The organism is Leeuwenhoekiella sp. NPDC079379 (genome assembly GCF_044542075.1).
Classification (GTDB): domain Bacteria; phylum Bacteroidota; class Bacteroidia; order Flavobacteriales; family Flavobacteriaceae; genus Leeuwenhoekiella.
On the sequence record NZ_JBITTU010000011.1, the window covers coordinates 33,709 to 47,165 of the forward strand.

15 protein-coding genes are annotated in these 13,457 nt (G+C 38.4%); 9 read left to right on the forward strand and 6 right to left on the reverse strand.

Going from position 1 to position 13,457, the window contains the following annotated elements; genetic code table 11:
• Positions 1-15: 15 nt before the first annotated feature.
• The 6 genes from ACIGAM_RS16535 to ACIGAM_RS16560 all read right to left on the reverse strand — a co-directional run bounded on the left by ACIGAM_RS16535 (position 16) and on the right by ACIGAM_RS16560 (position 5,223).
• Positions 16-1,410: a nucleotide sugar dehydrogenase gene (locus ACIGAM_RS16535; protein ID WP_396512586.1), complete on the reverse strand. Its 1,395-nt coding sequence runs from the start codon at positions 1,408-1,410 to the stop codon at positions 16-18.
• 44 nt (positions 1,411-1,454) lie between these two features.
• On the reverse strand, positions 1,455-2,795 hold the full coding sequence (locus tag ACIGAM_RS16540; protein ID WP_396512587.1) for a capsule assembly Wzi family protein: 1,341 nt from the start codon (positions 2,793-2,795) through the stop codon (positions 1,455-1,457).
• A gap of 218 nt (positions 2,796-3,013) precedes the next feature.
• A complete protein-coding gene (locus tag ACIGAM_RS16545) occupies positions 3,014-3,493 on the reverse strand; it encodes a UpxY family transcription antiterminator (protein WP_396512588.1) in 480 nt (159 codons plus the stop codon).
• Between the two features lie 253 nt (positions 3,494-3,746).
• Positions 3,747-4,064, reverse strand: coding sequence for a rhodanese-like domain-containing protein (locus tag ACIGAM_RS16550; RefSeq protein ID WP_396512589.1), 318 nt, complete (start codon positions 4,062-4,064; stop codon positions 3,747-3,749).
• A gap of 70 nt (positions 4,065-4,134) precedes the next feature.
• On the reverse strand, positions 4,135-4,755 hold the full coding sequence (locus ACIGAM_RS16555) for a thioredoxin family protein (protein ID WP_396512590.1): 621 nt from the start codon (positions 4,753-4,755) through the stop codon (positions 4,135-4,137).
• Between the two features lie 24 nt (positions 4,756-4,779).
• Positions 4,780-5,223, reverse strand: a complete 444-nt coding sequence (locus tag ACIGAM_RS16560) for a TlpA disulfide reductase family protein (RefSeq protein WP_396512591.1) — start codon at positions 5,221-5,223, stop codon at positions 4,780-4,782.
• A 287-nt stretch (positions 5,224-5,510) separates the two neighbouring features.
• Here ACIGAM_RS16560 and ACIGAM_RS16565 point away from each other — a divergent pair, with 287 nt between their 5' ends.
• The 9 genes from ACIGAM_RS16565 (at position 5,511) to trpB (ending at position 13,391) form a co-directional block, all read left to right on the forward strand.
• Entirely contained in the window at positions 5,511-5,969 is a 459-nt protein-coding gene (locus ACIGAM_RS16565; RefSeq protein WP_396512592.1) for a MarR family winged helix-turn-helix transcriptional regulator, read from the forward strand.
• Positions 5,962-6,594, forward strand: a complete 633-nt coding sequence (locus ACIGAM_RS16570; protein ID WP_396512593.1) for an NAD(P)H-dependent oxidoreductase — start codon at positions 5,962-5,964, stop codon at positions 6,592-6,594. The genes ACIGAM_RS16565 and ACIGAM_RS16570 overlap by 8 nt, the downstream gene beginning before the upstream one ends.
• A gap of 20 nt (positions 6,595-6,614) precedes the next feature.
• Positions 6,615-7,181, forward strand: a complete 567-nt coding sequence (locus ACIGAM_RS16575; protein ID WP_396512594.1) for a YceI family protein — start codon at positions 6,615-6,617, stop codon at positions 7,179-7,181.
• 205 nt (positions 7,182-7,386) lie between these two features.
• Positions 7,387-8,784 carry an anthranilate synthase component I family protein gene (locus ACIGAM_RS16580; protein WP_396512595.1) on the forward strand — a complete coding sequence of 466 codons (1,398 nt, stop codon included), beginning with the start codon at positions 7,387-7,389 and terminating at the stop codon, positions 8,782-8,784.
• Between the two features lie 41 nt (positions 8,785-8,825).
• A complete protein-coding gene (locus ACIGAM_RS16585; protein ID WP_396512596.1) occupies positions 8,826-9,407 on the forward strand; it encodes an anthranilate synthase component II in 582 nt (193 codons plus the stop codon).
• Positions 9,408-9,485: 78 nt separating this feature from the next.
• A complete protein-coding gene (gene trpD / locus ACIGAM_RS16590; RefSeq protein WP_396512597.1) occupies positions 9,486-10,484 on the forward strand; it encodes an anthranilate phosphoribosyltransferase in 999 nt (332 codons plus the stop codon).
• A 96-nt stretch (positions 10,485-10,580) separates the two neighbouring features.
• A complete protein-coding gene (gene trpC, locus ACIGAM_RS16595; protein WP_396512598.1) occupies positions 10,581-11,387 on the forward strand; it encodes an indole-3-glycerol phosphate synthase TrpC in 807 nt (268 codons plus the stop codon).
• A 4-nt stretch (positions 11,388-11,391) separates the two neighbouring features.
• Positions 11,392-12,135, forward strand: coding sequence for a phosphoribosylanthranilate isomerase (locus tag ACIGAM_RS16600; RefSeq protein WP_396512599.1), 744 nt, complete (start codon positions 11,392-11,394; stop codon positions 12,133-12,135).
• A gap of 71 nt (positions 12,136-12,206) precedes the next feature.
• Positions 12,207-13,391, forward strand: coding sequence for a tryptophan synthase subunit beta (trpB, locus tag ACIGAM_RS16605; protein WP_396512600.1), 1,185 nt, complete (start codon positions 12,207-12,209; stop codon positions 13,389-13,391).
• Positions 13,392-13,457 lie beyond the last annotated feature (66 nt).

Here is a 13,457-nt window from a genome sequence, read left to right on the forward strand (position 1 = left end):
GTTGTTTATTTTTAGTTAACTTCCTATTGAATAAAACTCAAATCCTATAGTTTCAAGTTCTTGACGATCTAACAATCTGCGCCCATCAAATAAAAAGGCTGGTTTAAGCATTGTTTGATATATGTGTTTCCAATCTAATGTTTTGAACTCATCCCACTCGGTCATTATGGCAATAGCGTGAGCTCCTTGTGTTGCTTCAATTGCATTGTTTACCACTGTAATATTTGCGCGGTTCTCTGCTGCGCTTCGACTATTTAAATAATCCAAGTCTGCAAGTATTTGCTCTTCATTAACCTTAGGGTCATAAACCACAATTTCGGCACGCTCATTTAGCAAATAATCTGCTACATAAATAGCTGCTGACTCCCGCGTATCATTCGTGTCTTTTTTAAACGCCCAGCCTAACAAGGCAATCTTTTTACCTGAAACAGTATTATATAGCGTTTTAACCATCTTCGCCGCAAAACGACGCTTCTGGTGATCGTTCATAATAATCACCTGCTCCCAGTAATCAGCAACTTCAGTTAGACCTAATGATTTTGATATATACACCAAATTCAAAATATCTTTTTGAAAGCACGAACCCCCAAATCCTACAGAAGCCTGTAAAAATTTAGGTCCTATACGGCTGTCCATCCCTATCGCCTTAGCGACTTCCTTAATATCTGCACCCGTTTGCTCACACAATTCTGACAAGGCGTTAATACTGGAAACGCGTTGAGCTAAAAAGGCGTTTGCGGTTAATTTAGAAAGTTCGGAAGACCAAACGTTTGTGGTTAAAATATTTGTTTTAGGAACCCAGTGCGCATATACATCTACTAAAGCATCAATCGCTTCCCTACCGGCTTCGGTATCGAGATCACCTCCTATCAACACGCGATCGGGAGACTGCAAATCGGTCACCGCAGTTCCTTCCGCTAAAAATTCCGGGTTGGAAAGTATTTGAAAATTTACCCCATTCCCAGTATTATCTAAAATATTTTTTAAGGCTTCAGCTGTACGTACAGGTAAAGTAGATTTCTCAACAACTATTTTATCGGTGGTAGCAACCCGGGCAATTTGCCGGGCACACAATTCGATAAACTTTAAATCAGCAGCCATCCCTTTACCAATACCATAAGTTTTAGTAGGGGTATTTACAGATATGAAAATCATATCTGCTTCATCAATAGCTCTATCCACGTCTGTTGAAAAAAACAGATTACGTCCACGAGCTTCCGCTACTACATCAGCTAACCCGGGTTCATAAATAGGAATATTGTTTACATCTGCATCATTCCATGCAGCGATACGTTTCTCATTAATATCTACCACGGTTACTGTAATACTAGGTGCTTTTTGAGCAATAATTGCCATGGTAGGTCCTCCTACGTATCCGGCACCAATACAACAGATGTTTTTAATTTTCATTATAATTTATCACAATTTTGTATTTCCATTAAAGTGGAAATATATTATTTTTTAAAAGAATATTTATAACCTACTGCAACACCCAATGTGTTTTGAATACGATCACTCCAATCAAGACCGGCAGATCCTGTAAAAATACCAAAAGAGGTAGCATATTCTAGCTCCCCATAGCTGTACAGCGCATGCTTGCGGGGGGTGTATGCTACATCATAAGTACCCAGATTAGTAGCATAACTTAATTTACCTGTATATCGAAAATTTCCTAGACTACCGGTTGCGCCTAGATGCACAACATAACTACGATCATTAGTATTTCCAATTCCATCTGGCTTACCTATAATAAAGGGCCACCCAATAATACGATTCTCATACCTCCAACCCGTACGATAAGTACCATTAGTAAAATATCGATCTCCTTCTTTACCAAAAATACCGGTTACAGGTCTTCCGCTTTGAGATACGGTTTGCACATATTCTGCAACAATAGCATCTACCCAGGATACATTTTTAGGTTCTATATAAGCACCCCAAACTCCATCGGGGAAATTATTCAATTCTATCCCCGAAGCATCTTCAAATAAATTTTGATGATACAAACGTAAATTATAGTTATCGCGTTTCATATCATAAGCCAATTCATAAGAACCTAGTCCATTTCCTAAACTATTTATTTGATCCCCTTCTATAGCACTACCACCTCCGGAACTACCAAAAAATACCTTGATATAATCTGAAAAAGAGTCAGGTTGTTCTCCATACACCGGTGATGTACCCCCAAACTGCACATAATGCTTCATGCTACCAGATAAGCGATCATTCTCACTAAACACCAACGCCAACTCGAGACTTTTATGATGAACCTGAGCATTTTTTACATATCGATCTTCTTCTAAAAAGTAATGCCCAAAGGATCCTTTTGTCTCTAACCATTTAAAAACTTTAATGGGCTCTGTCATTTCTACATATATACCCGGCAATGCTCGTGCATTGTTACTCCAAATAATATCACCACCTACACTTGAAATTCCACGTAGTTTTTCATCTCTATGTTTAACTCCTACACTGGCTTCTATAATTTTCCAACGATAAGTCGCGTATAACTCATCTATTTTAACACCATCATACAAACCATCATTAGCAAGAATACCACCCCCTATTTCAAGTTCACTATTTTCATTAAACTGATTTTTGTATGACGCTTGTATAAGACCTAATACATTTGTCTCTGAATCCAAACGACCCTTCTGATTAGAATAAAACCAAAATGGGTTATCTGATCCGGTAGAAGCCAAAGCTTTCCCTTCAATCGAAAAATTAAAACCTTCTTGTGCAAAGCCGTAGTTTACAGCTACAAGAAGAAAAAATAATTTGATAAATTTTTTCATTTATTTTTATAATTCAATTGAATCAATCTTACATTACTAAACATGGCTTCGCCGCCGTGAGTCACATACGGACTCCCTATTATAAACTAAAAAACTATTTTTCTGAGCTTTACGCGTAAACTCAAGCTCCGCAATTTCACACTTTTTTAAGAGAACAAAAAGTGTATTTTCATCTAAATTAATGCTAACACAGAGGGGACGTTTCTAAGAATCACATCTTATTCATCCAAAACATCTTTAAATTTGGCCTCTACAATCATCCCCAAACACTTTAAATACAGACGCATTTTTTTTCCGCTAACGGCTATAATTTCGGCTTCCCGCCCTTTCAACACTCCTTTGGTGAGTTGAACGGTAGCACCGGGCACATAATTCTCAAGCGCTATGCTATCTAAATTATCGTGATCTAACCAATTCTTAATGACCTCAATCTCTTCATCTCTAACAACTGCCGGCTCCCCTAACCAAAATAAATAACGCACCACTCCGGCCACGGCAAATACAGCATTGCGTTCTGAGGCGGCTAAATTGACAAATATATAGGATTTAAACAGGGGGGTTTCTACCTTCTTTTTGCGGTCACTCCAGACTTTCAGTTCGGTGATAGTTGGACAAAAAACGTTGATACCCAAATTCTGAAGCGCCAATGCTACTTTTTTCTCTGACTTTGATTTTACATACAGTACGTACCAACTCATGCAGCTGAGGCTCGATTTTAGATCTCTATTAAGAACTATTTAAGATTAATTAAGGCGCGAAAATAACCAAAACCAAACGTTAAACAAGGATAATTTAGCATTAAATTAAGGCTTTCATAAAATAGCATCACCTACAAAACGCTACGCAAACGTTGTTAGTATAGCAGAAAATCGCTTTTAAATTATAGGAATTGTAAGTAATTAAAAAAGAGCCCGTAAGGCTCTTTTAAATGTTCTTATGAGAGTAAATTGCTTACTCCTGATACGTTACTTCACCATCCCACTCCATAAAACCTCCTAAAAGATTATAGGTGGTTTCAAAACCCAATTGATCCATCAATTGAGCGGCCTGCCCACTGCGATTACCAGAACGGCAATAGATGTAATAATTTTTAGATTTGTCTAGTTCATTAACCTTATCTATAAAGCCCTGACCTTCATAAATATCTATATTATGAGAATTAGAGAGTATCCCCTCGTCCACCTCATTTTGAGTGCGTACGTCTAAAATATATGCATTATCATCAGTAGATAACAACTGCTCCCATTCTTCCTGTGTTACATTTTTCATCGTAATTAAACTTTAGATCATTAGATAGTCAAAAATAAGAAATGTTCTTTTTAAAGATTGCAAACAAACCTTATACTTTTATAGAACAGCCTATTGCTTTGGTACTCGTGGTTTTAATCGCTTTCCCAGCTAGCAGTAAGTCTAACGCATCAGCTACAAACTTCGTGGTAACGGTTGCAGGATCCCGAACACTGTCATCTAGCGCCCCTATATATTTTACAACTAGTGCTCCCGCTTCTTTCTGTAAAATAAAAACATGTGGGGTTTTCGTTGCCCCGTATTGTGCGTATACGAGCTTACCTTCATCAACTAAATACGGAAAGGTGAACCCCTGTTCACGAGCTTTGAGTTGCATGGCTTCAAAACCATCACCCACACTTACTTCAGGATTATTGGGATTTATAGCAATTACAGGATATCCCAACGCTTTGTATTTAGTATCCAATGCGATGATGCGATCTTCATTAGCTCTTGAAAAAGGACAGGTATTGCACGTAAATACCACGACAAACCCGTGTGCTTCCTTAAAATCTGATAACGATATCCTAGAGCCATCTACATTTTTAAGATTAAAATCTGCTGCAACATCCCCTACTTCATAACCTGATTTGTAATCTCCCAATCGGATTATAACAAGCGCTGCTGCAACTAAAACAAGGGCGAGTGCACTAAGTATTTTTAAGGATTTCATATACTGAAAAATAAGACTATTAGATTACTTAAATTTTAAAATTTCGCTCTGCAGTTGCTCAAAGGAAAAGGAGCGCTCATAAAAGGAATACGTATCAGAAGAAATAATGACCGTTGCCGGAATTGCCCCGCTCCAATCTTTGGAAACCTGCGGAATCCATTCGTTCCCGTGAGGATCATCTAAGTAGATGACTTTAGACTTAAGTTTATGTTTCTTTATAAAAGGAATGAGCTTTGTATCTAATTGATCTGGAAAATCAAGACTGATTAAAATAACCTCAACTCCCGCTTCTTTATACAGTTCATTCAGTTGTTCAAATGCCGGCAGTTCTGCAACACACGGACTACACCATGTAGCCCAAAAATTGATTACTTTAAGAGTAGGTTCTTCAGCAGATGCAAATAAAGGCTTTAATCCCTCAAAATCATAAACTTCTAAAATCAAACCTTCCTGCCTTACGATATCCAAAGGAATGGGTTGCGTTGCAACTGAATTCGTGGAAGAACAACTGGTAAATAAGCAATAGATAAGAAAAATAAATAGGTACTTCTGCAAAATAGAATTCTATAAAACCATAGCAAACTTAAATATTTACCATAGCTCTAACCGCATTTTAAGATTTGTATAACACAAATACTCCAGACTTTTGTGAATAGGATTTTTTTAAAACGATAAAAATGCGTTAAAATTAAAATTAATTAGATTCAAATATCTTTTAGTCTTACATTTGTACCTACAACAATTGTACATACATAATGAGAATTGAAGCCGATTTAAAAATTACCAGTAATACAGATTTAGCTTCTAAAACGCTGATTAATCTGCATTACACTTCACGGTTAATTGAAGAAAAGTTTAACGCACTACTTAAGGAACACGATCTAAGTAACCCTCAATTTAATGTATTACGCATCTTAAGAGGTCAAAAAGGCAAACCCGCTAGCCTGGCTTGCATTCAGGAACGCATGATAGATCGCAACAGCAACACCACGCGATTAGTAGATAAACTTATTGTTAAGAATCTGGCTAAAAGACAAACCTGCCCTGAGAATCGAAGAAAAGTGGAAATTGAAATTACTCCAGATGGATTAGACCTGTTAAAGGAACTGGATCCGGTTACGAAAAATTTCAATGCCCTAACACTTGAAAATTTTAATACCAAAGAATTAGAAACTTTAAATAACCTTTTAAATAAATTAAAAATAGATGAATAAGTATATCGATGATTTAAACTGGCGCTACGCCACCAAAAAATTTGACGCTTCCAAAAAAGTAAGCGCTGAAGATTTAGAAATCTTAAAAGAAGCTGTTCAACTTTCTGCATCATCTTACGGTTTGCAGCCGTATAAAATTCTTGTGGTTCAAGACGAAAAAGTAAAGGCACAATTTAAAGAAGCCGGTTACAATCAGTCTCAATTTACAGATGCCTCAGAAATTTTTGTGTTTGCACACCAAACAGATTTTGGTCCTGAACTTGTTGACAGCTATATTGCACACGCAGAGCGCATACAAGGTTTAGAGACCGGCAGCATGGAAGATTATGCCAACATGATGAAAGGGAGCCTGCTACCCCTTCCACAAGAAGCAAAAGCCGGCTGGACTGCTCGTCAAACTTATATTGCAATAGGCAACTTACTTAGCGCTGCCGCTATTAACAAAATCGACGCCTGCCCTATGGAAGGATTTGATGCTTCAAAATTTGATGAAATCTTAGATCTTAAAAAAGATAATTTACACGCTATAGCTGTAGTCGCTGTAGGCTATCGTAGCGAAGATGATAAATACCAACACGGTAAAAAAGTTAGACGTCCTCAAGACGAACTATTCACAACTATTTAAATTTTAAATTAAAACACACTATGAAAACTACAATTAAATCAATTCTTATTTTAGCTGTTGGCGTTTCAGCAGCATCATTTACTTCTGAAATTATAGAGAAAGTAAGCGTTAAAAGCAGCTCTATTTCCTGGGAAGGTAAAAAAGTAACCGGCAATCACGAAGGAACAATTCAGTTAAAAGACGGCTTTTTTCAAATGGAAGGCGATGCAATAACCGGTGGTGAATTTGTTATCGATATGTCGAGCATCAACGTAACAGATTTAGAAGGAGACAGCAAAGGTCAATTAGAAGGTCACCTAAAGAGTGATGACTTTTTTGGTGTAGAAAAATTTCCTTCAGCAAAATTAGTAATTACTAAGGCAGTAAAAAAAGGAAACACCTATGCGGTAACAGGTGACTTAACGATTAAAGATACCACAGCGCCGGTAACGTTTGATTTAGTAAAAGCGGGTAACACATTAAGTACCTTATTAACCATAGATCGTACTAAATATGGTGTGCGTTATGGCTCAGGCAGTTTCTTCGATAACCTGGGAGATAAAGCGATTTATGATGATTTTACATTAGACATAAAATTAACCCTGTAATTTTTTAAAAGTAATTCTATAATTTGTTTGCTAGCTGAGTATTCTATTTTTATCTTTGATGCTCATTATGAAAAACAAAACAGTAAATACCTGGTGGTGGATCTCGCAACAGTAACGTCGTGAAGCAACCTTGTATTTAATATTCAAATAAAAAAAGGCCTGTCTCACGACAGGCCTTTTTTGTTAGTAGCATAGTATCTTAAAAATGAAGTACACGTTAAAGACTTTTAGTAAAAAAATACTCGCAGACACTATTACTCCGGTTTCGGTGTATTTAAGATTACGCGATAAATTCCCCAACAGCCTATTGCTGGAGAGTAGTGATTATCGTGCAAACGACAATACCTTTAGCTATATCTGTTGCAAGCCTATTGCATCCATAACGGTGGAAAATGAACGGGTCAAAGAAGTTTTTCCTGACGGAACTACAAACGAAACACCCATCACATCAGAAACCGATGTGGTAGGTATTATCGAAGCTTTTGCTAAGAAGTTTGAAACAGAAACGAATGATCAGAAATTTATTCAGAACGGGCTTTTTGGCTATATGAGTTATGATGCGGTGCGCTATTTTGAAAATGTACAGGTTTCTAAAAAAGAAGGCGCCTTACAGGTTCCTGATATTTACTATGCGGTTTATCAAAACATAATTGCCATAAATCACTTCAACAATGAAGCGCATATTTTTTCGCACACCTATTCCGACGAGAATAATCTGGACGAAATCGCTCAATTACTTAAAATAAAGAGTTTCGCTGAATATAGTTTTAAACTTGAGGGCGAGCGTAAATCGCTTTCTACAGATGAAGAATTTAAAGACTTAGTGAGTACGTGTAAAAAGCATTGTCAACGAGGTGATGTTTTTCAGATTGTACCTTCAAAGCGTTTTTCGCAGGCATTTAGTGGAGACGAATTTAATGTATACCGAAGCTTGCGCAGCGTAAACCCTTCACCGTATTTGTTCTATTTTGATTACGGTAATTTTAAAATATTTGGCAGTTCACCCGAAGCCCAACTTATTGTGCAGGACGGTAAAGCCGAAATTCACCCCATTGCAGGTACATTTAAACGCACCGGTAATGATGAGCAGGATGCCGCTTTAGCCAAAAAACTATCTGAAGATGCAAAAGAAAATAGCGAGCACGTAATGCTCGTAGATCTGGCGCGTAACGATCTAAGCCGTAATGGCAGCAATGTACAGGTAGAGACCTATCGCGAAGTTCAGTTTTTCTCGCACGTGATTCACCTGGTTAGTAAAGTAACCGGTACAAAACATCCCGAAACTTCAACTATGCGCGTGGTTGCAGACACCTTTCCGGCAGGTACCTTAAGTGGTGCTCCTAAACACAATGCAATGAAGCTGCTTGAAAAATACGAGACGGTAAACCGTGACTTTTACGGTGGCGCTATAGGTTTTATGGATTTTAACGGAAACTTTAACCACGCAATTATCATACGTTCGTTCTTAAGTAAAAATCACCAATTACACTATCAGGCCGGTGCCGGTGTCGTAAGTGACAGTGTTCCTGAAAAAGAATTGGAAGAAGTCTACAACAAGCTGGGTGCACTTACTAAAGCACTTAAACTTGCTGAAGAAATTTAAACCTAAGAGTAAAGATTAATTAGTATCAATACATAAAAATAATGGCGAAGCCAATACACGTTTTAGTCATCGATAATTACGACAGTTTTGTTTACAATCTGGTGCATTATTTAGAAGATTTAGACTGCACAGTTACTGTTAGACGCAATGATCAATTAAAGTTAGAAGATGTTGCACGCTACGATAAAATACTGCTTTCACCAGGTCCCGGTATTCCCGATGAAGCCGGACTTTTAAAAGCTATAATTAAAGAATATGCGGCTAGTAAAAGCATGCTGGGCGTTTGTCTGGGGCAACAGGCTATAGGTGAAGTTTTCGGCGGAAGCCTTACCAACCTGGATCAGGTTTTTCACGGGGTAGCCACATCAGCAAAACAACTGGTGGCAGACGAACCTCTTTTTAAAGATATTCCTGAAACTTTTGAAATAGGAAGATACCACTCGTGGGTGGTTGCTCCTGAAGGTTTTCCGGAAGAGTTAGAGATTACTTCTGTAGATGTAAATGGGCAGATTATGTCGCTACGTCATAGAACTTTTGATGTGCGTGGTGTACAATTTCATCCGGAGTCTGTATTGACACCAGAAGGCAAGAAAATGATTAAAAATTGGGTAACAGCCCCCTAACCCCCAAAAGGGAACAGGGTTTCTTTTACCTAAATTCAAATATTAATTCTCCCCCTTTGGGGGAGCAAGAGGGGGACAATGAAAACTATTTTAAACAGACTTATAAATCACGATCAGCTGAGTAAAGAAGAGGCGCGTGAGGTTCTGGTAAACATATCTGAAGGTAAGTATAATACGAGTCAGATTGCAGCATTCATAACCGTTTATATGATGCGTAGCATTACCGTAGCAGAGCTTGCCGGCTTTAGAGACGCCCTTTTAGATTTGTGTATTGCTGTACCTTTTGAAGGCTACAATGCAATTGATTTATGTGGTACGGGTGGCGATGGTAAAGACACCTTTAATATTTCTACACTTGCTTCCTTTGTTGCGGCAGGCGCAGGGATTAATGTGACCAAACACGGTAATTACGGAGTTTCCTCTGTAAGCGGAAGCAGCAACGTGATGGAACATCTGGGCATTAAATTTAGTAGTGATAAAGACTTTTTAAAACGCTGTCTTGACGAGGCGGGTATTTGTGTATTGCACGCTCCCCTATTTCACCCCGCGATGAAAAACGTAGGTCCTATACGTCGTGAACTGGGTGTTAAAACCTTTTTCAATATGCTGGGTCCTATGGTAAATCCTGCTTTTCCAGACAATCAACTGGTAGGCGTTTTCAATCTGGAATTGGCCAGAATGTACGGTTACTTATACCAGCAAACCACTAAGAATTTTACGATTCTGCACAGTATAGACGGCTACGATGAGATTTCACTTACAGGCAATACCAAAGCAATACGCAACTCAAGCGAACGTATGCTTAGTGCTGAAGATTTTGGGGTGAAACAAATCACCCAACAAGAAATCTACGGAGGTGATAGTATTGAATCTTCGGCAGCTATTTTTAAAAAAGTTATAAGCGGTAAAGGTACCGAAGCACAGATTAATGTGGTATCGGCAAATGCAGGAATGGCCATTGCTACCGTGAGAAACCTCGAACCAAAAGCAGGTTTTGAGCTGGCAAAAGAATCGCTCTTAGGCGGAAAAGCTTTAGAAAAACTGAATAAACTAATAGAATTGAGCAAAGCCCCCTAGCCCCCAAAGGGGGAACCTTTTTATTTTTCGCTATGCGAAAAAATTTAGAGAAGTTGGCTATGAATAAAAATAAGAATTGAAATAACAATAGATTACGTGAATATTCTAGATAAAATCATTGCAGATAAATACAAGGAAGTAGCCTTAAGAAAAGGATTAATTCCGGTAAAACAATTAGAACAGTCGGTACTCTTTGAGCGTAAAAGCCCTTCGCTTGCAGCTGCTTTAAAAGCTAGTGAAACCGGTATTATTGCCGAACATAAAAGACGTTCTCCCAGTAAAGCAACTATCAATAATAGTTTAAATGTACAGGATGTCGCGATGGGTTATGAGCAGGCAGGTGTATGTGGGATGAGTGTTTTAACAGATGGAAAATATTTTGGCGGCTCGCTAGATGATTTACTAATCGCACGAGCTGCAAGTTCGTTTCCGCTTTTGAGAAAAGAATTTATCGTTGATGAATATCAGATTTTAGAAGCCAAAGCCTATGGTGCAGATGTGATTCTCTTAATTGCCGCGGTGCTTTCGCAAAGCGAAATTAAATCGCTTTCTGAATTTGCAAAGTCCTTAGGCCTTGATGTGCTGTTAGAAGTACACAATCTGGAAGAGTTGCAAAAATCGATTATGCCCTCACTTGATATGCTGGGCGTAAATAACCGAAATCTCAAAACATTCGAGGTAAGTCTGGACATCAGTAAAACCCTTTCTACAGAAATTCCTGATGATTTTGTAAAGGTTTCTGAAAGTGGAATTAGCAGCATCGAAGCTATAAACGAATTGAAACCTTATGGATATAAAGGTTTTTTAATAGGAGAAAACTTTATGAAAACAGATAATCCCGGCCGCAGCGCGGAGGCTTTTATCAAAGAACTAAGCCCCCTAACCCCCAAAGGGGGAATATAAATATATGTCTAAGGAAAAAAGTACATATCAAAATAAAGTTCCCTCTTCCACTAAGCCTGCCGCGCTGCGGCTTAAAGTCTGTGGAATGAAAGCCAACACCACTGAGGTGGCAGCGCTCAAACCCGACTATTTAGGTTTTATATTTTATGCTAAAAGTCCGCGCAACTTTGACTTGAACAAAATACCCAAATTACCTGCTGCCATCAAAAAAGTGGGCGTTTTTGTGAATGCAGAACTTAATTTTGTCTTAGAAAAAATACAGCAGTTCGATTTAGACGCTATTCAATTGCACGGCAGCGAATCACCAGAATATTGCCTGCAACTGAAAAAACTCTGTCAGATCGAGCGCAGTAGAGATTCGGAAAAAAAAACTACACCGTCTGCATTTGAAGTACCTACGCAGAATCTAATCGAACTTTGGAAAGTTTTTAGCATAAAAGATACGTTTGACTTTTCCGTATTAGAAGATTATGAGGACGTAGTTGATATGTTTCTATTTGACACTAAAGGCAAAGAAAAAGGTGGAAACGGCTATACATTTGATTGGGAAGTTTTAAAAAAATACCCATCACAAAAACCCTTTATTTTAAGTGGCGGTATTGGCTTAGCAGAAATTAGCTCGGTAAAAGAGTTCCTGCAATTAAATCTTCCGCTGTATGCGATAGATGTAAATAGCAAGTTTGAACTAGAACCGGGATTAAAAAATATTGAAGATTTGAAGAACTTAGTTTCAGCTTTAAAAAAATAATTAAACAATAAACGACTCCGCCTTGGTTTATCCTAAACGATAATCGAAAGGCGTAATAAAAAAATAGTGCTATGAATTACAACGTAAATGAAAAAGGCTATTACGGTGATTTTGGAGGTGCATACATCCCAGAAATGCTGTATCCTAATGTAGAAGAATTGCGCCAGAATTACATAAACGTAATGCAGGAGCCAGAATTTCAAAAAGAGTTTAATGAGCTGCTGAAAGAATATGTAGGTCGCCCTACCCCGCTTTATTTTGCAAAGCGCTTTTCAGAAAAATACGGTACAAAAATCTACTTAAAACGGGAAGATTTATGCCATACGGGAGCACATAAAGTTAACAATACGATTGGGCAGATTCTAATGGCTAAACGCTTAGGAAAAACCCGTATTATAGCAGAAACCGGAGCTGGGCAACACGGTGTGGCAACGGCTACTGTTTGTGCGCTTATGGGTTTTGAATGTATTGTATATATGGGTGCTGTTGACATTAAAAGGCAAGCTCCTAATGTTGCCCGTATGAAAATGCTGGGCGCCAAAGTGGTATCGGCAGAATCGGGCAGTAAAACGCTTAAAGATGCTACGAATGAGGCTATACGAGACTGGATTAATAACCCTACAGATACGCATTATATCATAGGTAGCGTGGTGGGACCTCACCCATATCCTGATATGGTTGCTCGTTTTCAAAGTGTGATTTCGGCAGAAGTAAAAAAACAGTTATTAGAAAAAGAAGGTCGCGAAAACCCGGATTATGTGGTGGCTTGCGTAGGTGGCGGTAGTAATGCTGCAGGTATTTATTACCATTATTTAGACAATCCTGAAGTAGGCATTATTGCTGTAGAAGCTGCCGGAAAAGGTATTCATAGTGGAGAAAGCGCTGCAACCTCAGCATTAGGTAAAGAAGGTATCATCCACGGAAGCAAAACCTTATTGATGCAAACTGCAGACGGCCAGATTACAGAGCCGTACTCTATTTCTGCCGGACTAGATTATCCCGGAGTTGGCCCTATGCACGCAAATTTATTTAGAAGTGGAAGAGGCGAATTTATAAGCGTTACTGATGCAGATGCGATGGAAGCTGGTCTAGAACTGAGTAAACTAGAAGGTATTATCCCGGCAATTGAAACCTCGCACGCACTGGCAATTTTTAACGATCGCAAATTTAAAAAAGATGATGTGATTGTGATTAATTTGAGTGGTCGTGGTGATAAAGACCTCAACACCTATATCGAATATTTTGATTTAGCATAAGGGCGTTCCCCTGCTCTCAGGAGCTGGGTCGGGCTTTTGGCAGTCGCTTTTTTTATGTGGTTAAAA